Source organism: Amycolatopsis sp. NPDC102522 (assembly GCF_055584485.1).
On record NZ_JBVJLY010000011.1, the window covers coordinates 114,737 to 140,190 of the forward strand.

At 68.6% G+C, this 25,454-nt stretch carries 22 protein-coding genes; 10 read left to right on the forward strand and 12 right to left on the reverse strand.

The annotated features are described in order from the left end of the window. Positions 1-140: 140 nt before the first annotated feature. On the reverse strand, positions 141-1,343 hold the full coding sequence (locus ACZ6YV_RS25185) for an FAD-dependent monooxygenase (RefSeq protein ID WP_465511961.1): 1,203 nt from the start codon (positions 1,341-1,343) through the stop codon (positions 141-143). A 62-nt stretch (positions 1,344-1,405) separates the two neighbouring features. Here ACZ6YV_RS25185 and ACZ6YV_RS25190 point away from each other — a divergent pair, with 62 nt between their 5' ends. Both ACZ6YV_RS25190 and ACZ6YV_RS25195 read left to right on the forward strand, forming a co-directional pair. Continuing rightward, positions 1,406-1,714: an antibiotic biosynthesis monooxygenase family protein gene (locus ACZ6YV_RS25190; protein WP_005165349.1), complete on the forward strand. Its 309-nt coding sequence runs from the start codon at positions 1,406-1,408 to the stop codon at positions 1,712-1,714. Beyond that, entirely contained in the window at positions 1,707-2,519 is an 813-nt protein-coding gene (locus ACZ6YV_RS25195) for an SIR2 family NAD-dependent protein deacylase (RefSeq protein WP_465511962.1), read from the forward strand. Before ACZ6YV_RS25190 ends, ACZ6YV_RS25195 begins: the two co-directional genes overlap by 8 nt. A 27-nt stretch (positions 2,520-2,546) precedes the next feature. Here ACZ6YV_RS25195 and ACZ6YV_RS25200 read toward each other — a convergent pair whose 3' ends face one another. Next, positions 2,547-3,572 (reverse strand): endonuclease/exonuclease/phosphatase family protein, encoded by a 1,026-nt coding sequence (locus ACZ6YV_RS25200; RefSeq protein ID WP_465511963.1) that lies wholly within the window; start codon positions 3,570-3,572, stop codon positions 2,547-2,549. Positions 3,573-3,707: 135 nt separating this feature from the next. On the opposite strand from ACZ6YV_RS25200, the gene ACZ6YV_RS25205 reads away from it, so the two are divergent. After that, the gene (locus ACZ6YV_RS25205) at positions 3,708-4,682 is read left to right on the forward strand and encodes an ATP-binding cassette domain-containing protein (protein ID WP_465511964.1); all 975 of its coding nucleotides are present in this window, start codon (positions 3,708-3,710) and stop codon (positions 4,680-4,682) included. Next, positions 4,679-5,479 (forward strand): ABC transporter permease, encoded by an 801-nt coding sequence (locus tag ACZ6YV_RS25210; protein WP_465511965.1) that lies wholly within the window; start codon positions 4,679-4,681, stop codon positions 5,477-5,479. Before ACZ6YV_RS25205 ends, ACZ6YV_RS25210 begins: the two co-directional genes overlap by 4 nt. Before the next feature lie 62 nt (positions 5,480-5,541). Here ACZ6YV_RS25210 and ACZ6YV_RS25215 read toward each other — a convergent pair whose 3' ends face one another. Continuing rightward, positions 5,542-8,727, reverse strand: a complete 3,186-nt coding sequence (locus ACZ6YV_RS25215; protein ID WP_465511966.1) for a BTAD domain-containing putative transcriptional regulator — start codon at positions 8,725-8,727, stop codon at positions 5,542-5,544. A 240-nt stretch (positions 8,728-8,967) separates the two neighbouring features. On the opposite strand from ACZ6YV_RS25215, the gene ACZ6YV_RS25220 reads away from it, so the two are divergent. Next, on the forward strand, positions 8,968-10,383 hold the full coding sequence (locus tag ACZ6YV_RS25220; RefSeq protein ID WP_465511967.1) for a M1 family metallopeptidase: 1,416 nt from the start codon (positions 8,968-8,970) through the stop codon (positions 10,381-10,383). A 27-nt stretch (positions 10,384-10,410) separates the two neighbouring features. Further along, a complete protein-coding gene (gene pcp / locus ACZ6YV_RS25225) occupies positions 10,411-11,046 on the forward strand; it encodes a pyroglutamyl-peptidase I (protein ID WP_465511968.1) in 636 nt (211 codons plus the stop codon). A gap of 18 nt (positions 11,047-11,064) precedes the next feature. Here the strand turns inward: pcp and ACZ6YV_RS25230 are convergent, their stop codons facing one another. Continuing rightward, positions 11,065-12,840 (reverse strand): Hsp70 family protein, encoded by a 1,776-nt coding sequence (locus tag ACZ6YV_RS25230; protein WP_465511969.1) that lies wholly within the window; start codon positions 12,838-12,840, stop codon positions 11,065-11,067. Between the two features lie 314 nt (positions 12,841-13,154). Continuing rightward, a complete protein-coding gene (locus tag ACZ6YV_RS25235; RefSeq protein WP_465511970.1) occupies positions 13,155-15,713 on the reverse strand; it encodes an ATP-dependent Clp protease ATP-binding subunit in 2,559 nt (852 codons plus the stop codon). A gap of 358 nt (positions 15,714-16,071) precedes the next feature. Here ACZ6YV_RS25235 and ACZ6YV_RS25240 point away from each other — a divergent pair, with 358 nt between their 5' ends. Beyond that, a complete protein-coding gene (locus tag ACZ6YV_RS25240; protein WP_465511971.1) occupies positions 16,072-16,899 on the forward strand; it encodes a (2Fe-2S)-binding protein in 828 nt (275 codons plus the stop codon). Here the strand turns inward: ACZ6YV_RS25240 and ACZ6YV_RS25245 are convergent. Then, positions 16,896-17,477 carry a TIGR03086 family metal-binding protein gene (locus ACZ6YV_RS25245; RefSeq protein WP_465511972.1) on the reverse strand — a complete coding sequence of 194 codons (582 nt, stop codon included), beginning with the start codon at positions 17,475-17,477 and terminating at the stop codon, positions 16,896-16,898. The genes ACZ6YV_RS25240 and ACZ6YV_RS25245 overlap by 4 nt on opposite strands. A gap of 72 nt (positions 17,478-17,549) precedes the next feature. Here ACZ6YV_RS25245 and ACZ6YV_RS25250 point away from each other — a divergent pair, with 72 nt between their 5' ends. Continuing rightward, entirely contained in the window at positions 17,550-18,395 is an 846-nt protein-coding gene (locus tag ACZ6YV_RS25250) for a DUF6597 domain-containing transcriptional factor (RefSeq protein ID WP_465511973.1), read from the forward strand. 6 nt (positions 18,396-18,401) lie between these two features. Here the strand turns inward: ACZ6YV_RS25250 and ACZ6YV_RS25255 are convergent, their stop codons facing one another. Both ACZ6YV_RS25255 and lysS read right to left on the reverse strand, forming a co-directional pair. Further along, the gene (locus ACZ6YV_RS25255; protein WP_005165380.1) at positions 18,402-18,755 is read right to left on the reverse strand and encodes a histone-like nucleoid-structuring protein Lsr2; all 354 of its coding nucleotides are present in this window, start codon (positions 18,753-18,755) and stop codon (positions 18,402-18,404) included. Positions 18,756-18,906: 151 nt separating this feature from the next. Continuing rightward, a complete protein-coding gene (gene lysS, locus ACZ6YV_RS25260) occupies positions 18,907-20,418 on the reverse strand; it encodes a lysine--tRNA ligase (RefSeq protein ID WP_465511974.1) in 1,512 nt (503 codons plus the stop codon). 96 nt (positions 20,419-20,514) lie between these two features. Here lysS and ACZ6YV_RS25265 point away from each other — a divergent pair, with 96 nt between their 5' ends. Continuing rightward, positions 20,515-21,288, forward strand: a complete 774-nt coding sequence (locus ACZ6YV_RS25265; RefSeq protein ID WP_465511975.1) for a class I SAM-dependent methyltransferase — start codon at positions 20,515-20,517, stop codon at positions 21,286-21,288. After that, positions 21,285-22,046, forward strand: a complete 762-nt coding sequence (locus ACZ6YV_RS25270; protein ID WP_465511976.1) for a class I SAM-dependent methyltransferase — start codon at positions 21,285-21,287, stop codon at positions 22,044-22,046. Before ACZ6YV_RS25265 ends, ACZ6YV_RS25270 begins: the two co-directional genes overlap by 4 nt. A gap of 158 nt (positions 22,047-22,204) precedes the next feature. Here the strand turns inward: ACZ6YV_RS25270 and ACZ6YV_RS25275 are convergent, their stop codons facing one another. From ACZ6YV_RS25275 to ACZ6YV_RS25290, 4 genes are read right to left on the reverse strand one after another with little or no spacing between them, the layout of a single operon-like run. After that, positions 22,205-22,993, reverse strand: coding sequence for a type III pantothenate kinase (locus ACZ6YV_RS25275; protein ID WP_465511977.1), 789 nt, complete (start codon positions 22,991-22,993; stop codon positions 22,205-22,207). 4 nt (positions 22,994-22,997) lie between these two features. Continuing rightward, positions 22,998-23,492, reverse strand: a complete 495-nt coding sequence (gene panD / locus ACZ6YV_RS25280; protein ID WP_465511978.1) for an aspartate 1-decarboxylase — start codon at positions 23,490-23,492, stop codon at positions 22,998-23,000. Between the two features lie 12 nt (positions 23,493-23,504). Beyond that, the gene (gene panC, locus ACZ6YV_RS25285; RefSeq protein WP_465511979.1) at positions 23,505-24,413 is read right to left on the reverse strand and encodes a pantoate--beta-alanine ligase; all 909 of its coding nucleotides are present in this window, start codon (positions 24,411-24,413) and stop codon (positions 23,505-23,507) included. Further along, the gene (locus ACZ6YV_RS25290; RefSeq protein ID WP_465512099.1) at positions 24,410-25,345 is read right to left on the reverse strand and encodes a Rossmann-like and DUF2520 domain-containing protein; all 936 of its coding nucleotides are present in this window, start codon (positions 25,343-25,345) and stop codon (positions 24,410-24,412) included. The genes panC and ACZ6YV_RS25290 overlap by 4 nt, the downstream gene beginning before the upstream one ends. Between the last annotated feature and the right edge of the window lie 109 nt (positions 25,346-25,454).

A 25,454-nucleotide genomic window follows, 5' to 3' on the forward strand; every position in this document is an offset into this window, starting at 1 on the left:
TCCCCAATGCGGCGCTGGGGACATTCAGCGTCCCCAACGCCACATTGGGGGCACCACGGTGACTCAAGGCTGGGCATTTCGGTCAAGGGGTTGCGGGGCGGTCAGTGACTCCGCGCGACGCCGACCACCCGAGCGCGCGTTTAGTCCTCTGGACGCGGTGAGGGGTAGTCCGGCAGGTCGATCCCGCTCACCACGGCCCGCATCTTCCGCGAAGCCAGCGCGGCGACCGGTTTGAGCCGCATCACGCGCATCATCAGATACCGCATCCTCAAAGCGGTCCGAGACTTCGCGAAGATCGACTCCGCGTTGTCCCGCCCCATCTCCTGCGTCTTCTCGACGAACTCGCGCATGACCGCTTCGTAGCGCTTGAGCCCGCCGTCGAGGTCTGCCGCGAGCTCTCCGGCCAGGACGTACGCGCCGACGAACGCCAGGCTCGTGCCCTGTCCCGAGAGCGGCGAGGGGCAGAACGCGGCGTCACCCAGCAGCCCGATCCGGCCGCGCGACCAGGATTCCATGATCACCTGGGCGCACGAGTCGAAGTAGAAGTCGGGGGCGTCGTCCAGCTGTTCCAGCAGCCAGGGCGCCTCCCATTCCATCCCTGAGGCGAAGCGGCGCACCAGCTCCTTCTGAGCTTCGACGTCGCGATAGTCGTAGTCGATCTTCTCCGACGCGAACCCGAAGTAGCCCATCGCCTCGTCGCCGTCGCGGATGCCGCGGATCCCGGCGGACCGGCCGACGTCGTCGAAGCCGATCGCCCAGTTCCGCAGGCCGAGCCGGTTCGGCACGGTGAAGAACGCCAGGTACGAGCCCAGATGCCGGACGTAGCGGGACTCCTCGCCGAAGGCCAGCGCCCGCACTCCCGAGTGCAGCCCATCCGCTCCGATGACCGCGTCGAACGTCCTCCGCGACCCGCTCGCGAAGGTGACGTCGACGCCGTCGGCCCGCTCGTCCAGCGCGGTGATCCGGTCGCCGAAGACGTACTCCGTCTTCTCCCTGGTCGCCTCGTACAGCACTTCGGTCAGGTCGCCGCGGAGGATCTCGATCTCGGCGATGAGGCCGTCGCCGCCGAAGTCGTCGCTGCGCAGGGTGGCCTTCGTGCGGTTCTTCCGGTCGACGAGCGTCTCGCCCTTGGTGTCCGTGCACGCCTCGCGGATGCGTTCGTCCAGGCCCATGCGGACGGCGACCTCCCTGGCCGTTCCGCGCAGGTCGACGGCCTGACCGCCGGGACGCAGCGAAGGCGCGCGCTCGACGACGGTCACTTCGAAGCCGTAGCGGGTGAGCCAGAAGGCCAAGGCCGGACCGGCGACGCTCGCTCCCGAGATGAGAATCTTCGTGTCAGCCATCCTCTGGAAGGTCCCACGCATCACGTCGCGGCGCAAAAGAGTTTCACCGTAGGGTGGACGGCATGGCTGTCGTGAAGATCAACGCGATCGAGGTCCCCGAAGGCGCAGGCCCCGAGCTGGAGAAGCGGTTCGCCGCGCGGCTGCACGCCGTCGACAATCAGCCCGGCTTCCTCGGCTTCGAACTGCTCCGCCCGGTCTCCGGCGAAAGCCGCTACTTCGTCTACACGAAGTGGGAGTCCGAAGAGGCCTATCAGGCGTGGGCGTCCGGCCCGGCGCGCGAGGCGCACGCGGGTGAGCGCGCGAAGCCGGTCTCCAGCGGCGCGAACCTGCTGGAATTCGAGGTCGTCCAGGCTTCGAAGCCGGGTGAGTGAGCTCGAACGAGCCGCGGAACTGATCGACGGCGCCGGCGCGCTGCTCGTCTGCGCCGGTGCCGGGATGGGCGTCGACTCCGGCCTGCCCGACTTCCGGGGTGACGAGGGTTTCTGGACGGCGTATCCGCCGTACGAGCGGCTGGGCATCAGCTTCGTCGAGCTCGCCGATCCGCGCCATTTCGCCGAAGATCCCCAGCTGGCCTGGGGTTTCTACGGGCACCGGCTGGCGCTGTACCGCGCGACCGTCCCACACGAAGGGTTCCGCCTCCTGCTGTCCTGGGGAGCGCGCGAACCCGGCGGCACCCGCGCCTTCACGTCCAATGTGGACGGACAGTTCCAGAAGGCGGGCTACCCGCACACCGCCGAAGCGCACGGGTCCATCCATCATCTCCAGTGCCTCGACCGGTGCACCGGCGAGATCTGGTCCGCGGACGGCATCGAGGTCCCGATCGACGAGGACACGATGCGCGCGCTGGAACCGCTGCCGTCGTGCCCGCGCTGCGGCGGCCTCGCCCGGCCCAACATCTTGATGTTCGGCGACTACGACTGGCTCGGGAAGCGCAGCCAGGCCCAGCTCGACGAGCTGACCGCGTGGCGCCGCGCTCATCGCGACCTCGTGGTGGTGGAACTCGGCGCTGGGCAGGCCGTGCCGACGGTGCGGCGCTACTCGGAGCTGGCCAGCGCCGCGACAGGCGCGCTGGTCCGGATCAACCCGCGCGAGCCGCAGATCCGGCACGGCCGCGGCGTCTCGCTCGCGACCAACGGCCTCGAAACCCTCAAGGCACTGGATTCCCTGCTCAGCTAGGCCGGATCCACAGATCGCGGCCACCCTTCAGGGCAGGACGATTTCCGCGTAGACGGCGTCGTGATCGCTGCCGGGCGTCTCCAGCACCTTGAAGTCCGCGATGGCCGTCCGTTTGTCCGCCAGCACGTGGTCGATCGGCACCGGCGGCACCATCCCGTTCGTCCAGGTGCCCTGCAGCGCCTTCCCCAGCTGATCGGCCGCGTCCACGTAGCCCCTGGTCAGCAGCTCACGGAAGAGCGAATGGTCGAGGCTGGCGTTGAAGTCGCCCGCCAGGATCCGGACGTCGTGCTCGGCGTCAGCGTAGGGCAGGTCCTTGGCCTCGTCGACCCACGCGTGCCTGTCCCACATCGGCGCCGCCGGATGGACCGCGACGACCTCGATCCGGACGCCGCCGAGATCCAGACTCGCGCTCGGCTGCTTGTAGTCCGAAGCGCCGCTCAGGTCCAGCGGCGTGAGCGGGTACTTCGACACCAGCCCCGAGCCCGACGCCCACTCCGCCGGGTGCAGCACGTGATACGGCAGGAGCTGGAACAACCCCGCCCGGTCGAGCCCGGTGATCGCCTCGGGTGTCATCTCGGTCAGGCTCAGGACGTCGACCTGGTGTTCCTTCACGTAGCCGACGATCCTGTCCGGATCCGCCTGCCCGCCGAGCATGTTCGACGCCAGGACGCGGACGTGCTTGCCGCCGAGCGCTTTCTGCTCGTTCGCGAACGCCCTCGGCAGCACCAGCGCGGCGATCGTGCAGGTCAGCACGATCGCGACGGCCGCGGTCCACCAGCGGCGGAGTCCCAGCGCGAGGACGCCGAGCACCAGTGTCGCGATCCCGGCGTACGGCGTCAGCGCGAGCGCGGCGATCGTGTACGTGTTGCCGTCGTAGCCCACCAGCCGCATCGCCGTGAGCACCGCGAACGGCACGACCGCCGCGACGAGCAGCCCGCTGACCAGCTTCGCGCCCGCGCCCCCGCGCTTGCGGCGCACCGTCACCGGCGGCCGTTCTTCGATCACCATGACGTCGAGTATGCCGATCAAGGCCGCTGTGGTGGCGGTCTCCACAAGACCTTCACAACCTCCTCACACCGTGCCTACCAGCGCTTATCAGTTCCTGTCAGGTCCTGCCAGCGCGCTGTGCGTGGTCTGCCAGGTCCGGCGGGCACCTTTGTCCGCGGGGCGAGATCCACAGGAGGAAACATGACTCACGCGATCAGGGCCGAGGGCCTGGTCAAGCACTATGGGGAGACGAAGGCGCTCGACGGGGTCGATCTGGAGGTCCCGGCGGGCAAGGTGGTCGGGGTGCTGGGGCCGAACGGCGCGGGGAAGACGACCGCCGTCCGGATCCTGGCCACCTTGATCCGGCCGGACCGCGGCCACGCGAGCGTCTTCGGGTACGACGTCGTCAAGAACCCGATGGCGGTCCGCAGCATGATCGGGCTGACCGGCCAGTACGCGTCGGTCGACGAGGACCTCTCCGGCACGGAGAACCTGGTCCTGATCGGCAGGCTGCTGGAGTTCCCCAGGGCGGAGGCGAAGAAGCGCGCGGCCGACCTGCTGGAGCGGTTCGAGCTGACCGACGCCGCCGGGCGCGCGATCAAGACCTACTCGGGCGGGATGCGGCGACGGCTCGACCTCGCCGCGAGCCTGGTCGGCCGTCCGAGGGTGCTGTACCTGGACGAGCCGACCACGGGGCTCGACCCGCACGCCCGCAACGAGGTCTGGGCCGTGGTCCGGACGCTCGTCGCCGACGGGACGACGGTGCTGCTCACCACGCAGTACCTGGAGGAGGCCGACCAGCTGGCCGACACGATCACCGTGTTCGACCACGGACTGGTCGTGGCGAACGGGCGGGCGGACGAACTCAAGCGGCGGACCGGCGGCCAGACGCTGCAGGTCCGGCCGACCGCGCTCGCCGATCTCGACGCCGTCGAGCGCATCCTGGCCGGACTCACCGGGGCCAAGCCGAACCGGGACGACGACACCGGGCTGCTCACCGCGCCCGTCGCCGATCCCGTCCTGCTGTCCACTTTGGTCCGCAAGCTGGACGAAGCCGGGATCACCGCGGACGAGCTGGCGCTGCGGCTGCCCAGCCTCGACGAGGTGTTCCTCGCGCTGACCGGCAGAAAGACCGATTCCACAAAGGACACGACTCCGGAAGGGAGCCTGGTATGACGACCCTCGCCGCGCCCGCACCACCACGGCGCGTTTCACTCTCCAGCAGCGTCCAGCACGGGCTTTCCCTTGCCTGGCGCGGCATCCTGAAGATCCGCAAGAACCCGGAGCAGCTGGCCGACGTCACGCTCGCGCCGATCATCTTCCTGGTCATGTTCGTCTACCTGTTCGGTGGCGCGATCATGGGCGACACCGGAAGCTATCTGCAGATGATCGTGCCCGGCATCATGGTGTTCAACATCCTGCAGGCCAGCATGACCGTCGGCGTCCAGCTCAACACCGACGTCACCAAGGGCGTGTTCGACCGGTTCCGCGCGATGCCGATCGCGCGGTCCGCGCCACTGATCGGCGCCGTGCTGGCCGACATCGTCCGGTACCTGGTGTGCCTCGTCGTGCTGATGGTCGTCGCGACGATCATGGGCTACCGGATCCAGACCGGGCCTGCGGAGTTCGCGCTGGCGATCGTGCTGGTCATCGCGTTCGCGTTGTCGTTCTGCTGGGCCTCGGTGTTCGTCGGGATGCTGGTGAAGAGCCCCGGCGCGGTGCAGGGCCTGATGTTCGTGGTGCTGATGCCGCTGACCTTCGGCAGCAACGTGTTCGTGGGGACGTCCACCATGCCCGGCTGGCTGAAGGCGTGGGCCGACATCAGCCCGGTGACGCAGATGTCCGACGTCCTGCGCGGGCTGATGAACGGCGGGCCGATCGCCGGTCCGCTGACCGGCGCGCTGATCTGGATGGCGGCCGCGGTCGCGGTCTTCTTCCCGCTCGCCACGTGGGCTTACCGGAAGCGCGTCTGACGGGGGTCAGGGGGAACGCGCGTGAAGGGCTCCTTGCCTCTTTCGAGGCGAGGAGCCCTTCTTCACGTCGTCACTTCCTGGCAGATCAAGGACACCAGGTCGGCGCGGGAAAGCGCGGCGTCCTGGACGAGTATCGCTTCGTAGCGCTCTTCGCCGAAGTGCTCGCGGAGGTCGTCGATCAGCTGCCGGATGCCGGGTTCGCCGAGGTCCAGCCTGCCTCGGAGGGACCTCGCCGCGCCGAGCATCCGGACGGCGTCCTCGTGCCTCCCCTGGCGGAACCGGATCAAGCCGAGGGCCTCGACGATCCGCCCGAGATCGGGCATGTCGCCGCGTTCCGCGGTGGACTTGACGACCACCGCGGCACCGCGTTCGGCCTCGGCCAGATCCCCTGCCGCCAGCGCCACTTCCATTTCGATGAGCCCGCCGAACTCCTCGCCGAACATGCCCGGCATCGGCGCGTCGGCCATCAGCTCGCGGAACCGGGCGGCGACCTCGCGCGCCTCGTCGATCCGGCCGGCGCGGCTGAGCAGATCGGCCTTGCCCACCAGCACCATCACCGCGAGCTGACCGTTGCCCGTGTCTGCCGCGTAGCGCTCCGCGTCGCGCATCTCGCGCATGCCCGTTTCGAGGTCGCCTGCCCGCGCGTACTCCGTCGCGAGCCGCCAGCGCTGCTGGATCACGTCGTCCTGCGACCCCAGTTCGAGGGCGAGGGCGAGCCCCCGCCGGTACAGCGCGAGCGCGGCCTCGTGATCGCCCGACATCGAGATGTCGCTCGCCTTCATGCCGATCGCCATGGCGGTCCCCCAGCGGTCGCCCACGGCCAGGAACCCTTCGTAGGCCCTGTCCCTGGCCCGTTCGGCGCCTTCGGTGTCACCGTCGTCGGTGAGGATGAAGCTCTGCGCCCACGACCCCGCCGACCTGGCCCACGGATCCGGGTTGGCCAGCGCCCTGTCCACCTCGCGGTGCGCGAGTTCCTTGTCCTGGGAGAAGAACGCCAGCATGGGCAGGCCGATGGCCAGACCGGTGAACCGGGTGTGCGCGTTCGTCCGCACGCATTCGTCGACGAGCGCCCGCACGGCTTCCGGATCGCCGACCCCGGGGATCATCGCGGTGATCTCGCGCATCGCCCGGAACGCGGCCGCGAAATCCTCCTCCAGGCGGTCGCCGAAAGTGAGTACCTCGGCGACGAAGGACTCGACCCGGTTGCTGTCGCCCTTGATCAGCCAGTACCAGAAAGTACTGCCGAACAGGTACATCGCCATTTCGACGTCGTCGGCGTCGATGGCCTGGCGGAGCGCCGTCACGATGTTGCCGTGTTCGGCGTCGTACCGCGAGATGGCGACGAGCTGGTCCCTGGTCCGCAGCAACGGCTCCAGCCGCTCCGCGAGTTCGGCGTAGTAGCGGTGATACGCCTTCGTCAGCTGCTCTCGCTCTCCGGCCTCGTCGAGACGTTCCGCCGCGTACGCCCGGATGGTCTCCAGCATGCGGTAGCGGGGTTCGCCCTGGTCACCGGTCGTCGCGTCCACAATGGACTTCTCGACGAGCGAGCCGAGCACGTACATGGCGTCTTCGGCGGGCAGGCCGTCCCCGGCGCAGACGCTTTCGACCGCTTCGACCTCGGCACCGGCCCCGAAGACCGAAAGCCGCCTCGCGAGGACGCGTTCGGCGTCGTCGAGCAGGTCCCAGCTCCACTCGACGACGGCGCGCAGCGTGCGCTGCCTCGGCAGGGCCGTCCGGCTGCCCGAGGTCAGCAGGCGGAACCTGTCGTCGAGGCGCCGCGAGATCTGCGCGACGGTCATCGAGCGCAGCCGAGCGGCGGCCAGTTCCAGCGCCAGCGGCATCCCGTCCAGCCGTCGGCAGATCTGCGCGACTTCGTCCACAGTGGACTCGTCGAGGACGAAGTCCTGTCGCACGGCCACCGCTCTGTCGACGAACAGCCGGATCGCGCCCGCCTCGGCGGCCTGCGGAACGGTCAGCGTCCCTTCCGGCACGGACAACGGGCCGAGCGGGCACAGTGTCTCGCCGTCGATGGCCAACGCCTCGCGGCTCGTCGCGAGGATCCGCAGGGTCGGCACGCGGCGCAGCAGGGTGTTCGCCAGCTCCGCGGCCGCGTCGACCAGATGCTCGCAGTTGTCCAGCACCAGCACCGATTCGCCGGCGCCGAGCGTCTCCGCCACCCGGCCCATCGCGTCCACCGGCCGCCGCAGCGGGTCACCGCTGTGCGCGAGGCCGAGGTCCCACAGCTCCAGCGCGGCGAAGACAGCGCCGGGCAGGTCGCCCGGGTCGCGGACGCCGGCGAGCGGCACGAACCAGACGCGCCCGCGCGTGTGCGCGGGATGCCGCGTCGCGACCTCGGTGGCCAGCCGCGTCTTCCCGGCGCCGCCGGGCCCGACGAGCGTCACCAGCCGCGCGCCGGCGAGGAGTTCGGCGACCAGCTTCAGCTCGTCGTCACGGCCGACGAAGCTGGTCAGCCGCACCGGGAGATGGTCGGCGGCCGCGGGAGGCGGGCCGAGTTCACCGCGCAGCGCGGCGACGTGGATGTCCTGGAGCTCGGCCGAAGGGTCGACACCCAGCTGATCGGCCAGCGCCGCCCGGACCTCCTCGTAGACGGCGAGGGCGTCGGACTGCCTGTCCGCCGCGCACAACGCCCGGATCCACAGCCCGGCGAGCCGTTCGCGCAGCGGATGCCGCGCGGCCGCCTCCTTGAGATCGGCCAGGACCCGGTCTTGCCCGCCGAGCCGGATCTCCGCCTCGAAGCGGTCTTCGGCGGCTTCGAGGCGCAAATCCTCCAGCCGGGTCGCCGGTGCCTGCGCGAACGGGGCTTCGAGGACGTCGGACAGCGCTTGACCACGCCAGAGGCCGAGCGCCTCGGCGAGGATCGTGGCCGCACCCGCGTCCCGGCCCGCCGCCAGCGCCGCACGGCCCTCCGCGGCCAGGCGCTCGAAGCGGCACACGTCGACGTCCTCGCGGGCGATGTCCAGCCGGTAGCCGCCCGGACCCGAGCCGAGGGCGACGTCGCCCGCCCGCAGGACCTTGCGCAGCCGCGAGACCAGGGACTGCAGCGCGTTCGCCGCGTCGGCGGGCGGCTCCGCGCCCCAGAGACCGTCGATGAGGGCCGTCGCCGGAACGGCGCGACCGGGCTCCAGCGCGAGCCTGGCCAAGAGCATGCGGAGGCGGGCACCGCCGATGTCGACCGGGGCGCCGTCACCGGCCTCCGCTCCGACCGGGCCCAGCAGCGTCACACGCACGACCCCAGCTTTCCAGAACACGCCACTCAATACCCCGTCCAGGCTGTATCTCCCGAAGCTCGCTGTCGGGTTCGGTACCTCTTCCAGGCTGTATCTCCCGAAGCTCGCTGTCGGGTTCGGTACCTCTTCCAGGCGACGGAAGGCGGGATTATCCGGGCACGAAGGAGCTTTCCGGGCGCCCGACCGGGGTCACGGCGTTACGTTCGGGGCCTTACGACAGCCGATCGACTGGGAGCGTGAATGAGGTACCGGAGTGCGGCAGTCATCGCCGCCGTTCTGGCCGCGAGTGTCCTCGGGGGCGGGACCGCCCTCGCCGACACCGGCAAACCCGGCGCCGACGGCGCGGGCGACAGCTACTACCCGCAGGACGGCAACGGCGGCTACGACGTCGCCGACTACAACCTGAAAGTCGGCTACGAGCCCGCCACCAAGCAGCTCACCGGCCTGCAGACGATCACCGGCCGGACGACGCAGTCGCTGAGCTCGTTCAACCTCGACCTGCACGGGCTCACCGTCGACTCGATCAAGGTCAACGGGCGGAAAGCGACCTTCACCCGGTCCGGCGACCACGAACTGGTCGTCACCCCGGCCCGTCCGCTGCGGAACCACGAGCGGTTCACCGCCGAGGTCGCCTACCACGGTGTCCCGCAGCCGATCGAGGATCCGCTGCTGGGCGAGAACGGCTGGCAGTTCGCGAAATCCGGCGGCGCTTTCGTCGCGGGCGAGCCGAAGTCCGCGACGACCTGGTACCCGGTCAACGACACCCCGCGCGACAAGGCGACCTTCCACCTCGCGATCACCGTTCCCTCGGAGTGGAGCGTGATCTCGAACGGCGTCGAGCGCGGGCAGGTCAAGGACGGCAAGAACACCACGTACTCCTGGGCCGAAGAGACCCCCGCGGTGCCATACATGACCACGGTCGCGATCGACAAGTGGGAGTTCGAGCGGACGAAGCTGTCCGACGGCACCCCTGTCGTCAACGCCTACGCCCCCGGCACCCCCGCCGCGACCAAGCAGGCCGAAGCGCGGCTGCCGGAGATCATCGACTTCCTGGCGTCGAAGTTCGGGCGGTACCCGGTGGACGCGGCGGGCGGCATCTTCCTCGCCGAGCCGATCGGGTTCTCGCTGGAGACGCTGAGCAGGCCGATCTACTCGGGCGCGGCGGGCAACGTCCCGACGATCGTGCACGAGAACGCCCACCAGTGGTGGGGTGACTCGGTCGCCGTCGACAAGTGGAAGGACGTCTGCCTCAACGAATGCTTCGCCTCGTACGCGGAGTGGATGTGGTCCGAGGCGAAGTCGGGCCAGGACCTGAAGGCGCGCTACCTGACCGCCGTGCAGAAGGCGACGGACCGGTTCTGGGCCGGGAAGCTGTACGACATGGGGCCCGGCAACGAGTTCACCTACGTGTACTCGAAGGGCCCGGTGGCGCTGCACGCGCTGAAGAACTACATCGGCGCGGCTCCGTTCGACCGCATCCTGAAGATGTGGCCCGCCCTGCACCGCGACGGCAACGCGAGCCTGCCGGAGTTCCAGCGGTTCGCCGAGCGCATCGCGCACAAGAGCCTCCAGGGCTTCTTCGACGCGTGGTTCTACGGCAACACCAAACCGGCACCCGAGTTCCTCTACCCGGGGGACCTCAAGCCGGCCGCCTGACGTCTGTCACACGTTAGGGTGAGAGGCATGACGTCAGTGCTCCTCACCGGCTTCGAACCGTTCGGCGGTGAGCGGGTGAACCCGTCGTGGCAGGCGGTTTCCCTGCTCACCGGCCGGCGGCGCGACGCCGTGGCCGTCGAACTGCCGTGCGTGTTCTCGCGTTCGCTGGTCACCTTGCGCGACGCGATCGACGAGTACCGGCCGGAACTGGTGATCTGCGTCGGACAGGCGGGCGGCCGCCCCGACGTCACCCCGGAGCGGGTCGCGATCAACCTGATCGACGCGCGCATCCCGGACAACGCGGGTTCGCAGCCCGTCGACGTCCCGGTGATCCCCGGTGGGCCCAACGCCTACTTCACGACCCTGCCGGTGAAGGCGAGTGTCGCGGGGATCAAGAACGCGGGGCTTCCGGCGTCGGTCTCGCACACTGCCGGGACGTACGTGTGCAACCAGGTCTTCTACGGGCTGATGCACTTGCTGGACAACGACTTTCCCGGCGTGCGCGGCGGTTTCGTGCACGTTCCCTACACGCCGGAGCAGGCCGCGCGGACGACGTCGCCGAGCCTGGCCGTGCACCGCGCGGCGGAGGCGCTGGAGATCATCGTGGACACCGCGCTCTCGGTCACCGAGGACCTCTCGACGCCGGCGGGCACGCTGCACTGACTGCGGTTCGACATCCGGTCAGGGCTTGAGCTGCGCGGTGAAGAACTCGACCATCTCCGCGGTCGTCCGGGTGGTGCCGTCGTTGCGGGTCGAGACGAGCATCGCGGTCAAGGGCGCGTCTTCGGTCCCGAAGAGCACGATGCCGCTTCGCTTGCCGACACCCGCCAAGTAGCGTCCTCGCAGCCCGTCTTCCGCCCAGGTGCCCTCCACGGGCCCGCCCTTGGTCATCTGCTGCCGGACGCCGTCCTCCAGGCCGGCCATCGCGACACCTTGGTAGTAGTTGATCGCGTTCGACGCCTTGTCGCCGGTGAACACGCAGGTGACCGCGGACGCCGCGCCCACCGTGGCGGCCGCGTCCGGCGCGTCCCGGCAGTCGTCTCGCTGCGGGATGACGGCGGCGATCCGGCGGAGGCAGTCCGTGAACCCCTGCGCGTCCTTCTGGCCGGGCTGATCGCAGCTCACCTGTTTCGCGGGGGCTTGGCCGGCGACAGGCTCCTTCTCGCCGCCGTTGAGCAGGACGATCGTCGTCACGACCGCCGCGAGCGCGAGCACGATGACGCCGTACGTCGTGGGCCTCTGCCAGTTCCGGCCCGGCGGCGGGGGCGGCGTCCAGCGCGGCGGTTGCGGGCGCCGGGGCGGCTGCTGCGGCGGTGGAGGCTGCTGCTGAACGGGCCGCTGGCGCACCGGCGGCGCGACCGGGGCGAAGGCGGGCACGGTCAGCTGGGAGTCCTCGCCGCCCGCGGGTACGTGGTGCAGCCCGAACGCGACCGCCGTCTCCGGCTGGTCCTGTGTCGTCGGCGCGACCCTGAGCTGGTTCGCCAGCAGGCTCGCCAGCAGCGGCATCCGGCTCGGCCCGCCGACGAGGTAGACGCCGCCGAGCCTGTCCGGGGACAGCCCGGCGCGGTGGATCGTGGCGGCCAGGAGTTCGGCGCTGCGCAGGAAACTCGGCCGGACGAGCGCCTCGAGTTCCATCCGCGTCACCCGCACGTCGCCGAACGGCTCCGGCATCGGGATCTCGGTCTGCTGGTGCCGCGACAGGCTTTCCTTGGCGTCACGGACATCCTGGAGCAACGACCGGCGCGTCCGGCGGTCGCTGACCGACTGCGGGCGCAGGATCCGTTGCCACCGCGCGGGTTCGGAATGCGACACCTCGCGGCCGATGTGCACCAGCATCGCCTGGTCGATGTCGAGACTGCCGAGATCGGGCAGCCCGTCCTCGGCGAGCACGGCGAACCCGTGAGCACTGACACCGACGACAGCGCAGTCGAAGGTGCCCGCCCCGAGGTCGTACACCGCGATCGGGCCGGGCGGCCGCTGACCGTGGTTCAGAGCGGCGTAATGCGCGGCGGCGGCGACCGGCTCGGGAATCAGCAGCGTCGTGCCGAAACCGGCCTTGAGCGCGGCGTCGTGGAGGATCTGCTTGCGATCCGGGCCCCAGCCCGCGGGATGGGAGATGCGCACCTGCGCGGGCTGCCGCTGGAGGAGCAGCTCGGCCTCCTCGCCGACGCGGCGCAGGACCGCGGCGAAGGCGTCGGCGATGGGGAGCGTGACGTCACCGAGCTGGAGGGCGCCCTCGTCGATGCGCCGCTTCGGATTCGCCTCGAACCGGCTCGGATCCAGCCGGGCCCGGCGTTCGGCGTCGCGGCCGACGAAGACCGTGCCGTCCTTGTCGACGTAGATCGCGGACGACATCGTCACCGATCCGTCGATCTCGACGACCTGCGTCCCTCTTCCGTGGATCGAGAGCACCCCCACCGTGCTGGAGGTACCGAAATCGATCGCCAGAACGTCCACCTGTCCCCCTCCCGGACCCGATGGCATCGTCTCACGCGTCCCGATCACGCGAGTTCCGCCTCCGATCACGCGAGTCACGGCCCCAATCACGCGTGTCGCGCCTCTGATCACACGTGTCGCCCATTCACGCACGCCTGGCTTCTGTGCGGCGAAAGCGAACTCGCGTGACTGGAGGCGGAACTCGCGTGATCAAAGGCGCGACTCGCGTGATTGGAGGCGGAACACGCGTGATCAGACGGACGACACGGCCCCCGAACGCGGAAGTGCCCGCCGCGGCAAAACCGCGACGGGCACTTCCGGACTACTCGCGAGGCTTACTCCGCCTCGGCTTCACCGCTCTCTTCGCTGGTGCCGGCACCGATGCTCACCGGCGGGGCGTCCGGGACCGACGAGGGTCGCGTTTCGCCACGGAAGACGAAGTGCGCCTTGTCGTCCTTCTCGCCCTCTTCGTCGTTCCAGCCTTCGACGTCGACCAGGATGATCTGCCCGGCCTGAACCTCGCCGAACAGGATCTTCTCCGACAGCTGGTCCTCGATCTCGCGCTGGATCGTGCGACGCAGCGGCCGCGCGCCCAGCACCGGGTCGAAGCCGCGCTTGGCGAGCAGCGACTTGGCCTTCGGCGTGAGCTCGAGGTCCATGTCCTTCGCCTTGAGCTGCTTCTCGACCCGGGCGATCATCAGATCGACCATCTGGATGATCTGGTCCTTGGTCAGCTGGTGGAAGACGATGATGTCGTCGATCCGGTTCAGGAACTCAGGCCGGAAATGCTTCTTCATTTCCTCGTTGACCTTTTGCTTCATCTTCTCGTACCGGTTCGCGGTGTCCCCGCTCTGGGAGAAACCGAGCGAGACGGACTTGGAGATGTCCGAGGTACCCAGGTTCGAGGTGAAGATGAGCACGGTGTTCTTGAAGTCGACCGTACGACCCTGACCGTCGGTGAGACGGCCGTCTTCGAGGACCTGCAGGAGCGTGTTGTAGATCTCCTGGTGGGCCTTCTCGATCTCGTCGAACAGCACCACCGAGAACGGCTTGCGCCGCACCTTCTCGGTCAGCTGGCCGCCCTCTTCGTAGCCGACGTAGCCCGGAGGGGCACCGAAGAGCCGCGAAGCGGTGTAGCGGTCGTGGAACTCGCCCATGTCGATCTGGATGAGCGCGTCGTCCTCGCCGAACAGGAACGCCGCCAGCGCCTTGGACAGCTCGGTCTTACCGACACCGGACGGACCGGCGAAGATGAACGAGCCGGAGGGGCGCTTCGGGTCCTTCAGACCGGCGCGGGTACGGCGGATCGCCTGGGAGACGGCCTTGACCGCGTCCTCCTGGCCGATGATCCGCTTGTGCAGCTCGTCCTCCATGCGGAGCAGACGCGTGGTCTCCTCCTCGGTGAGCTTGAACACCGGGATGCCGGTCCAGTTGGCGAGGACCTCGGCGATCTGCTCCTCGTCGACCTCGGCGACGACGTCGAGGTCGCCGTCCTTCCACTGCTTCTCCCGCTCGCCCTTCTGGCCGAGGAGGGTCTTCTCCTCGTCACGGAGGCGGGCGGCGCGCTCGAAGTCCTGCGCGTCTATCGCGGACTCCTTGTCCCTGCGCACGTCGGCGATCTTCTCGTCGAACTCGCGCAGGTCCGGCGGCGCGGTCATGCGGCGGATGCGCATCCGGGCGCCGGCCTCGTCGATCAGGTCGATCGCCTTGTCCGGGAGGAACCGGTCGTTGATGTAGCGGTCCGCGAGGGTGGCCGCCTGCACCAGCGCGCCGTCGGTGATCGAGACGCGGTGGTGCGCCTCGTACCGGTCGCGAAGGCCCTTGAGGATCTCGATCGTGTGCTCGAGCGACGGCTCGCCGACCTGGATCGGCTGGAAGCGGCGCTCCAGCGCGGCGTCCTTCTCGATGTACTTGCGGTACTCCTCGAGGGTGGTCGCACCGATCGTCTGCAGCTCACCGCGGGCCAGCATCGGCTTCAGGATCGACGCGGCGTCGATAGCGCCCTCGGCGGCACCCGCGCCGACGAGCGTGTGCAGCTCGTCGATGAACAGGATGATGTCGCCGCGGGTCTTGATCTCCTTGAGCACCTTCTTGAGGCGCTCTTCGAAGTCACCGCGGTACCGGGAACCGGCGACCAGGGAGCCGAGGTCGAGGGTGTAGAGCTGCTTGTCCTTCAGCGTCTCGGGCACCTCGCCCTTGACGATGTTCTGCGCGAGCCCTTCGACGACGGCGGTCTTGCCGACGCCGGGCTCACCGATCAGGACCGGGTTGTTCTTGGTGCGCCGCGACAGCACCTGCATGACCCGCTCGATCTCCTTGCCACGGCCGATGACCGGGTCGAGCTTGCCTTCGCGGGCCTGGACGGTCAGGTTGCGGCCGAACTGGTCGAGCACCAGCGACGACGACGGGGTGCCTTCACCGCGTCCGGAGCCGGTCTCGGTCGACTCCTTGCCACCCTGGTAGCCCGACAGCAGCTGCAGAACCTGCTGACGCACCCGGTTGAGGTCCGCGCCGAGCTTGACGAGCACCTGCGCGGCGACGCCTTCTCCTTCGCGGATCAGCCCGAGCAGGATGTGCTCGGTGCCGATGTAGTTGTGGCCGAGCTGCAGCGCTTCGCGCAGCGACAGCTCAAGCACCTTCTTGGCCCGCGGGGTGAAGGGGATGTGCCCGCTCGGGGCCTGCTGCCCCTGGCCGATGATCTCCTCGACCTGCTGGCGGACGCCCTCCAGCGCGATGCCCAACGATTCCAGCGCCTTGGCGGCGACACCTTCACCCTCGTGGATCAGACCCAGGAGGATGTGCTCGGTGCCGATGTAGTTGTGGTTGAGCATCCGGGCCTCTTCTTGGGCCAGGACGACCACCCGCCTCGCGCGGTCGGTGAACCTCTCAAACATGTGCACTCCCTCGACTGCTGCGACGGCGGCCCGTTTCCATCGTGCTTTCACCGCGATGGATTCAGCACCGTGAGACCACTCTAGTAGCCATGCGGTCGCGCTGGCGTACCACTACGGCTGATTGCGGCCCGTTCGCGCCCGTGCCGTTCTCCGGCCGTGCGCTGTTTCATCTTCCGGTTGCCCTGCACCTTTACGTCAAGCCCAACGTGCGAACACGCGCCCGGATTCCGTCGGATGCGCGTTGTCCGCTGAGCGCGAACACGCTCGGCGAACGGAGTCCGCCCAGTGGATGGACACCCGTCCGGAGTAGTCACGGACCGTATGTAAGGTTAGGCGTACCTAATGACGGGAGGCCGGTGTGTCGCATCTCCGCGTGCTCACGTCGCCCGAAGACGGGCTCCGGGCCTCCTTCACGAGGCTGCCCGGGGACACCCGGATCCGCGGAGACGTGCCGGCCGACGAGCCGGGCTGGGTCCGCTGCGGCGAGCTGCTGGACGAACCGGGCCGTCTCGCGCGCTGGAAGGAGCGGCTCGGCGGCTGGCTGGCCGAGGAGTACCCGGAAGCGTCCGAGATCCCCGAGCGGACCCCGGCAAGCTGGATCCTGTCCTGGTACCTGCACGTCCCGGCGTTCGCCGGCGCGATGCTGCTGCACCACGAACGCCGGGTCCCGGCGCTGGCGTCGTCCGCGCTGGCGTTCCGGATCGGCGACGGCAGGCCGCACCCCGACTCGATCGCCGTCCTCGGCAGCGGGTTCCACTGCCTGCCGACCGACCCGGGCTCGGCACGGCCGGGGGCGGTCGTCGTCCCGGACGAGCGAGCGCTGGCGGCCGTGCTGCGGGGCAGGTTCGTCGCGCACGCGAGCCGGTTCATCGACGTCTACGGGCCGTTGACGAGACTCGGGCGGCGGCAGCTGTGGGCGGCGGCCACGGACGCGCTCGACAACGCGCTGTGGTCGGCGGGACGGCTGGGCGGGTCCCCGGAGGCCGAGGGTGCCGGGGTCGCGGACGCCGCGCTGGTCCTCGAATCGCGGTTCCCGCCGCTGACGTCGGCGTCGAAGCTGACGCTGGCACCGGGGGCCGAAGGCCGCCGCGAGTGGACGCGAAACCGCGAAAGCTGTTGTTACTCCTATCTACTGCCCGCGGAATCGGAATGCGACGGCTGTCCGCGAATCCGCGGTAAGGGTTAACGACGCCAGGCGGGATTGCGTCCTGTGGCACCCAGTGCGCGCTCGAAAGCCGTCGCGCTGTCGTCGACGACGACTTCTTCGCCGTACACCTTCATGGCCCGCGCCTGATCACCCATCGCCGCGGCGGACGCGAACACGGCTTCGGCCGCTTCGGGCGCGACGTCGACAGTGCGCCCTGTCGCGCGGGCGAGATCCCAGCCGTGGAAGACGAACTCGCCGAGCACCATGTCACCGACGATCGAGGCGGGCATCTCCGCCGTACCGAGCGCCGTCATCCCCTGCCACGCCTCGGGCGCCCCGAAGACCTCCACGAGCCGCGCGGTCTGCTTCTCGGCGGCTTCGAGCCAATCAGCGCCGACGAGGCCCGCCTCCGCCTCACCTGTGGCCACCTCGGGCGGCGGGACCTTGCGTCCGGCGGCTTCGAGCCAGGGACCCCAGTAGAGAAGGTGGTTCAGCAACGCGCGGACATCGTACTCGGCGCACGGCGTGCGGCCGGCCAGTTCGGTCTCGCCGATCCCGCGCAGGATTCCGGCGAATTCCGCGGCGGCGGGGGCGATCAGGGCAGCGTGTTCGGACATAGGGGCATGAGTTCACGGAAACGGCCGCGCTGTCTTGAAAAAACGCGACAGGTTCCGGGCTAGGTTGAGCGGGTGAGCGGGCATCGGATCCCGGCGGGGATCGTCAACGCGCGGGAGGTGAGCGCGCGGTTCAGCCTCGTCCGCCATCCGCCCGCGCCCGCACTGCGGCCGTTCGTCGACCACCACTGGGTGCCGCGCTGGGACCTGGGCGGCCGTCCGCCCCACGACCAGGTGGTCCTGCCCAATCTCGCGGTCAACGTGACGTTCTTCCGCGACGCGGCGGGCGCGTTCGGACCGGGGAAACGACCTTTTCACTACGTCGTCGAGGGCACGGACCACGGTATCGGCGTGCGATTCCGGCCCGGGGCTTTCCGGACATTCCTCGCCGGTCCGGTCTCGATGATCTCCGGCGGTTCTGTTCCGCTCACCGATCTCTTCCCCGGCACCGGACCGGTGACGGAATCGGTACGGAATGCGACGGACGACTTCGAAATGATCCGCCGGTGCGAGGAACTGCTCCTCGGGAAACACCCCGTGCTCACCGCCGCGGCCCGGACGGCCATCGAAGCGGTGGAAACAATCGCGGCCGAACCGGCCATAACCAGGGTCGGCGAGCTGTCAAGCCGAACGGGTCTGTCTCTGCGAAGCCTGCAACGCCTGTTCGCCGAACACGTCGGCACCGCCCCCAAATGGGCGATTCAGGTATACCGATTGAACGAAGCGGCGGCACGGATCGCTGCCGCGGAACAGCCCGACTACGCGGAACTGGCGTTCACGCTGGGCTATAGCGACCAAGCGCACTTCATCCGGGATTTCCGCTCCGTGACCGGATGGGCGCCCACGGAGTACGCCCGCTTGAACCGTGTACAAGAACAAGAAAGCCGCCGGGAACAGTTTCCCGGCGGCCGTCAGGTCTGAAAGACCTCAGTTCTTCTTGTGGTAGGCCTCCACGACCTCGGACGGGATACGTCCACGGTCGGAAACCTGGAAGCCGTTCTTGCGGGCCCAGGCGCGAATGGCCTGGTTCTGCTCGCGGTCCACGGTCGCGGGGCGGGCGGCGGCCTTCACGCCGGCGACCGGACGAATGGCGGTGCGCTTACGGCCACCCGCGCGACGGGCGTGCTCCACATACTGGGCGAGCGCGTCGCGAAGCTCTTCCGCGTTTTCCGCGGAAAGGTCGATCTGGTAGCTCACACCGTCCAAACCGAACTCGACGGTCTCTTCCGCCTCAGTGCCGTCGAGGTCATCAACGAGCGAGACGAGCACCTTCTGTGCCATCTGTTTCCTCCTGCTGGGGGCTTACACGAATGATCTGGTACGGGGCATGCCCCGGACAGAAGACTTTGTCTAGCGACATTAATACCCGCTACCGAGACATAACGCAAATCTTGTTTACGAGAACGATCGAGGTATCTGTCACGCGGACGGGTTATTCCGGTCGGACGAGCGGGAACAGGATGGTGTCCCGGATACCAAGGCCGGTCAGCGCCATCAGCAACCGGTCGATCCCCATTCCGACACCACCGCTCGGCGGCATTCCGTACTCCAGGGCACGGAGGAAATCCTCATCGAGGTTCATGGCCTCACTATCACCCTGTGCACCCAGCCGAGCCTGTTCCACCAGACGCTGACGCTCTACCACGGGATCGACCAGCTCGGAGTATCCGGTGGCCAGTTCGAATCCGCGCACGTACAGATCCCACTTCTCGGCCACCCCCGGCTTGCTGCGGTGTTGCCTGGTCAGAGGGGATGTCTCGACCGGAAAATCACGGACAAAAGTAGGTTCGTGGAGATGATCGCCGACGAGGTGTTCCCAAAGTTCTTCGATGATTTTGCCGTGGCCTAACTTTGGGTCGAGCTCCAGCTCTCGCGCTTCGGCATAGGAACGCAGCTTGTCCGCCGATGTCTCGGGAGTGACCTCTTCCGACAACGACTCGGACAACGACTCGTACATTCCGAGTGTGGCCCACTCGCCGGACAGGTCGTACTCCGAACCGTCGGCGAGAGTGACCACCTGGGTGCCGAGAACGTTCTGCGCCGCCTCCTGGATGAGCTGACGCGTCATCACCGCGTTGGAGTCATAGGTCGCATACGCTTCGTAGTACTCCAGCATGGCGAACTCGGGCGAGTGGGACGAGTCGCTGCCCTCGTTCCGGAAGTTCCGGTTGATCTCGAAGACCTTCTCGATACCGCCGACCACGCAACGCTTGAGGTAGAGCTCGGGAGCGATCCTCAGGTACAGATCGAGGTCGAAGGCATTCGAATGCGTGACGAATGGCCGCGCCGCCGCGCCACCGTGCAGGGTTTGCAGCATCGGGGTCTCGACCTCGAGGAATCCTCGACCGTGAAACGAGTCACGCAGGGAACGCAGCACACCGGCGCGGGTACGGACCACGTCCCGGGCCTTGGGACGCACGATCAGATCGACATAACGCTGCCGGATCCGCGTTTCCTCGGCCAGCTCTTTGTACATCACCGGCAACGGACGCAATGCTTTCGACGCGATCCGCCAGGAGTCGGCCATCACGGAAAGCTCACCGCGCTTGGAGGTGATGACCTCGCCCTCGACGAATACGTGATCGCCGAGATCGACATCGGACTTCCACGCCGCGAGTGCCTCCGCGCCCACCTTCGCGAGGCTGATCATCGCCTGCAACTCGGTGCCGTCGCCTTCACGGAGACTCGCGAAACACAGTTTGCCGGTATTGCGCATGAACATGACCCGGCCGGTGACGCCCACGATCTCGCCGGTGGCCGTGTCGACAGGAAGGTCGGAATGCTTCGCCCGCACTTCGGCCAGCGAGTGCGTCCGGGGCACCTCGACCGGATACGGATCGACACCCTCCGCGATTATCCGGTCGCGCTTGTCCCGGCGCACCCGCATCTGTTCCGGCAGGTCTTCGTCGGGGCTCACGCCCTCGGATGCGGGGATTTCAGTCATAGCGCACAGCGTACGAACCCGCGGGTTCCCTACGCCAACCGGATTACCTTTTCCGCATCAGGGCCGTCGGGTTTTCTCTCCATTAACCTGGATCGTGTGAACTCATCCACTCCCGGCATCGAACCCGAACTTCGTGCTCGCCGCGCCGCCTCGTTCGGCGCGGAAGCCGCCGCCTATGCCGCGCACCGGCCCGACTATCCGGAAAAGGCACTGGCCTGGGCGCTGGCAGGCGCCAAGGGAACACCGGAACGAGTCCTCGACCTCGCGGCGGGAACCGGCAAGGTCAGCGAGGGCCTGCTCGCGCTGGGCGTCACGGTCACCGCTGTCGAACCGGACGCCGAAATGCTCGAAGAACTCACCAAGTCACTCCCCGCCGTCGCCCCGCTCATCGGGACGGCCGAACGGATCCCGCTGCCGGACGGCTCCGTGGACGCCGTGGTCGTCGGCCAGGCCCTCCACTGGTTCGACCTCGACCGGGCCTACCCGGAGATCGCCAGGGTGCTGAAACCGGGCGGAGTCGTCGCCGCGCTGTGGAACCACGACGACGAGTCGGTGGGCTGGCTGACCGAGTTGAACACGCTGATCAAGACCTCGGTGAGCAGGCGCTGGCTGGACGACTACCGATCGCTGTCGGAACACGAGGCCTTCGAACCGTTCGAGAAGAAGACTTTCGGCCACAAACAACCCAGGACGGCGGAATCGCTGGTGGCGACTTTCGCCACCCATTCGCACATGCTGGTGGCCACGCCCGAAGAACGTGAAGCCAAACTTCGCACGGCGCGGGAATTCCTCGACCGGAACCCGGAAACCGCCTCGGGGGAATTCGACCTGCCGATCACCACCACGGTCTTCCGGGCCCTCAAGCGGTGACCGACTGGAAGGCAGCCTTCACCGCCACGTTCGGCGCGCCCGCGTCCGCGGTGTCCGCGCGGATCTGGACCGAGGTGTACGGCGACGAGTACCCAGCCGAACTGGACACCTACAGCTTCGTAACCCGATCCGATCTGCACCACATCGCCCGCGAAGCACGGCTCAGGCCTGGCGGGCGCCTGGCCGACATCGGCTGTGGCGGAGGTGGGCCCGGGCTGGCGATCGCCGCCCGCACCGACGCGACGCTCACCGGTGTCGACATCGCGGAGACCGCACTGGCTTCGGCACGGCGCCGCGCGGAGAACATGGCCGTCGAGGCGGCCGAATTCCGCGTCGGCAGCTTCGGGGACACCGGATTGGACGACGCCTCCTTCGACGCGGTGATGAGCATCGACGCGCTGCTCTTCGCCCTGGACAAGGCCCGCGCCTGTGTGGAGTTCGCCCGGATTCTGGCGACTGGCGGGCGGCTGCTGGTCACGACCTGGGACTTCGACGGGCAACCGGTGAATCGGCCCCCGCAGGTGGCCGACCATCGCCCGCTGCTGGAGGCCGCCGGGTTCGACGTTCTTTCCTACGAGGAGACACCGGATTGGCGGGTGCGGCAGCGACGGACCATGGAGCTGTCACTGGAACGCGTTGCGGACCTGGCGGCCGAATCGGGTGATGATCCGGACAGGCTGCGCGGAAGCTTCGAACAAACGCTGCGGAACCAGGACCTCATGACACGCCGGGTGCTGATCGTCGCTTCGCTCCGGTGACCGAAGACGTGACTCGCGTGATCAGACCCGTGACTCACGTGATCAGAGGCGGAACTCGCGTGCTTGAAGGCGGAACTCACGAGTGCGGCGTCCAGTCACGCGAGTTCCGTCTCTGATCACGCGAGATCGGTGTTCGATCACGCGAGTTCCGTCTCTGATCACGGGCGGGCCGAGGCGTGGTTCCGTTCGTAGACCAGCCGCAGGCCCAGCAGCGTCAGATCCGGCACGTGCTCGGTGATCGTCTCCGACTCCTCCAGCACGAGCGGCGCCAGGCCGCCTGTCGCGATCACCGCGACCGGGTCCACCCCGCCCGGTGACAGCTCGCGCTTGATCCGTTTCACCAGGCCGTCGACCTGGCCGGCGAACCCGTAGAGGATGCCGGATTGCAGGCATTCCACGGTGTTCTTCCCGATCACCGACCGGGGCGGCGCCAGCTCCACCTTGCGCAGCGCCGCGGCCCGGGCGGCCAGGGCGTCGACCGAGATCTCGATGCCGGGCGCGAACGCGCCGCCGAGGAACTCGCCCTTGGCGGAGATGGCGTCCACATTGGTCGAAGTGCCGAAATCCACCACCACGCAGGCTGTGGTGGGGTGCAGATGGTGCGCGGCCAGGGTGTTCACCAGCCTGTCCGCGCCCACCTCCTTGGGGTTGTCGACCAGGAGCGGCACGCCGGTGCGCACCCCCGGCTCGATGACGATCTTCGGCAGCTTGCCGTAGTACCGCGAAAGCATGACGCGTAGTTCCCGCAGTACGGCGGGAACCGTCGACAGCGCGCTGATCCCGGTGACCGCGTCGGCGTGCGGGCCGAGGAGCCCGCGCATGGTGAGCGCGAGCTCGTCGGCGGTGATCCGCGCGTCGGTGCGCATGCGCCAGTCTCCGACCAGCTCGTGGCCGGAGTAGAGGCCCAGCACGATATTGGTGTTGCCGACGTCGATCGTGAGCAGCAAGGACTCAGCTTTCGGCGTGCAGCAGCGCGTCGAGACGGCGGGCGTCGGCGGTTTCGGCGACCGGGAAGGTCATCGTGTCGTCGTCGGCCAGCGTCACGGTGCCGCTCATCAGTCCGGAGCCCTCGGGCGCGTGCCCGGGGTTGCCGCCCTTCTCGACGATCCGGTTGTCCGCGTCGACGAAGACGACCCGCGGCCGGAACGCGGCCGCCTCGGCGTTCTCCATCTGCGCGTACGAAATCAGGATCACCAGGTCGCCGGGGTGCACCAGATGCGCCGCGGCGCCGTTGATGCCGAGCACCCCACTGCCGCGTTCACCGGCGATCACGTAGGTCTCGAGCCGCGCGCCGTTGGTGACGTCCACAATGGACACCTGTTCGCCCGGCAGCAGATCCGCCGCGTCCATCAGGTCCTCGTCGACGGTCACCGATCCGACGTAGTGGAGGTCGGCCTGGGTGACCGTCGCCCGATGGATCTTCGATTTCAGCATGGTGCGGTACATCGTGGACTCTCCCTATTCCCCTGCGTCCAGCGCGTGTTCCGGATGGTCCGCGGCAGCACCGAGCACCACACCGACGTTGTCGATCAGCCGGGTACTCCCCACCCGGGCCGCGATCAGCAACCGCGCTTCACCGTCGACGGGCGCGGGCCCGAGGTCGGTTCCCCTCAATTCCAGATAGTCGATCTCGACCGCGGGACGCGCGGCGAGGGTCTGCCTGGCGGTCGCCAGCACGGCTTCCGCGCCGTCGCGTCCGACGAAGGCACCCGCGGTGAGTGCCGCCGACAACACGATCGCGTCCTCGCGCTGTTCAGGGGTCAGGTAGACGTTGCGCGAGGACAACGCCAGCCCGTCGCGTTCCCTGACCGTCGGCACCCCGATGACCCGGGTTTCGAAGTTCAGGTCACGCACCATCTTCTTGATCAGCACCAGCTGCTGGTAGTCCTTCTCCCCGAAGAAGGCATAGTCCGGCCGCACGATGTTGAACAGTTTCGCCACCACGGTCAGCACGCCGGCGAAATGCCCCGGCCGAACCGCCCCTTCCAGCTCGTCGCCGAGCTCGCCGGGGTGCACCGTGACGGTGGCGCCGTCGGGGTACAGATCCGACGCCTTGGGCAGGAAGCCCAGCTCGACGCCGTCCTCCTTCAGCACCTCGAGGTCCTTGTCCAGCGGACGCGGGTACGCCTCGAAGTCCTCGCCCTCCCCGAACTGCAGAGGATTCACGAAGATCGACGTCGCGACGACAGTGTTCGGCAGCCGCTTCGCCCGGCGGATCAGCTCGCGGTGCCCCGCGTGCAGGGCGCCCATCGTGGGCACCAGCGCGACTTTGCGGCCGACCCCGTGCAGGGCCCGCGTCACCTTGCTGACCTGCTCCGGCGGCTGGAAGGTGTGCAGCGTGCCTCGGGCGAATTTCGGTGTGGTCACTGGTTTTGCTGCCCTTCGGCGGGATCTGCGGGATCGGCTGGATCACTGAGGAGTTCGGTGAGTTCGGCGGCGGCCGAGGCGTCCAGGAGCCCGGCGGCGTCGCCGCGCGCCAGCGTGCGCTTGGCCAGCGCTCGATAGCTCGGGGCGATGTCGGGGCCACGTTCCGCCAGCACCGCGAGGTGCTTACGCACGGTGCCGAGATCACCACGGGCCACCGGCCCGGTCAGCGCCCGGTCCCCGTGTCGCAGAACATTATCCAACGCCGCCGACAACAACGGAGCCACCAGGCGTTCGGGCTGGGCGATTCCCGCTTCCCGCAACAGTTCCGCGCAGTCGGCGACCAGTGTCATCAGGTGGTTCGCGCCATGCGCCAACGCCGCGTGATAGAGCGCTCGCGCTTCGTCAGGGACCCGGACGGGCTCCGCGCCCATCTCCATGGTCAGCGCTTCGCCGACGTTCCACGCCGCTTCGTCACCCTCTGTGGCTGTGACGCCGACACTGCAGGCGGCCAGTCTGTCGAGGTCTTCGGAGCGGCCGGTGAAGGTCATCACGGGGTGCAGGGCCAGCGGCAGCGCCCCGGCCTCGGCTGCGGGCGCGAGGACGTCGATGCCGTGTGCCCCGGAGGTGTGCACGACGATCTGCCCCGGGCGCAGCGAACCGGTGGCGACGAAACCGCGCACCATCCCGGCGAGCGCGTCGTCGGGCAAGGCCAGCAGGACCAGGTCGGCACGGCGGGCGACCTCGTCGGGAGGCAGGAGGGGCACGTCGGGGAGCAGCTGCTCCGCCCGGCGCACCGAAGCGTGGGAAAGACCCGACGCGGCGACGACGGTGTGCCCGGCCCTGGTGAGCGCGGCGCCGACGACGCTGCCGACCCGGCCGGCGGACACGACGCCCACGGCCAGGCGAGCGGGCCTCATCATGGCGTGCGCCAGTGGACGCTCATGGTCGAAAACTCCTCAATTCGTTCCAGTCCCGCTCGGCGGTCGCGGGTACCGGACGACGGCGCGAGGGTAACCCTCCGGCACGCGTCTGAAACGGCCC

What these genes read in the sequence shown, in the direction of transcription:
- ACZ6YV_RS25185 (WP_465511961.1), bottom strand. Translation starts at nt 1,343, where the DNA reads ATGGCTGACACGAAGATTCTCATCTCGGGAGCGAGCGTCGCCGGTCCG.
- ACZ6YV_RS25190 (WP_005165349.1), top strand. Translation starts at nt 1,406, where the DNA reads ATGGCTGTCGTGAAGATCAACGCGATCGAGGTCCCCGAAGGCGCAGGC.
- ACZ6YV_RS25205 (WP_465511964.1), top strand. Translation starts at nt 3,708, where the DNA reads ATGACTCACGCGATCAGGGCCGAGGGCCTGGTCAAGCACTATGGGGAG.
- ACZ6YV_RS25210 (WP_465511965.1), top strand. Translation starts at nt 4,679, where the DNA reads ATGACGACCCTCGCCGCGCCCGCACCACCACGGCGCGTTTCACTCTCC.
- ACZ6YV_RS25220 (WP_465511967.1), top strand. Translation starts at nt 8,968, where the DNA reads ATGAGGTACCGGAGTGCGGCAGTCATCGCCGCCGTTCTGGCCGCGAGT.
- pcp (WP_465511968.1), top strand. Translation starts at nt 10,411, where the DNA reads ATGACGTCAGTGCTCCTCACCGGCTTCGAACCGTTCGGCGGTGAGCGG.
- ACZ6YV_RS25235 (WP_465511970.1), bottom strand. Translation starts at nt 15,713, where the DNA reads ATGTTTGAGAGGTTCACCGACCGCGCGAGGCGGGTGGTCGTCCTGGCC.
- ACZ6YV_RS25245 (WP_465511972.1), bottom strand. Translation starts at nt 17,477, where the DNA reads ATGTCCGAACACGCTGCCCTGATCGCCCCCGCCGCCGCGGAATTCGCC.
- ACZ6YV_RS25255 (WP_005165380.1), bottom strand. Translation starts at nt 18,755, where the DNA reads ATGGCACAGAAGGTGCTCGTCTCGCTCGTTGATGACCTCGACGGCACT.
- lysS (WP_465511974.1), bottom strand. Translation starts at nt 20,418, where the DNA reads ATGACTGAAATCCCCGCATCCGAGGGCGTGAGCCCCGACGAAGACCTG.
- panD (WP_465511978.1), bottom strand. Translation starts at nt 23,492, where the DNA reads ATGTACCGCACCATGCTGAAATCGAAGATCCATCGGGCGACGGTCACC.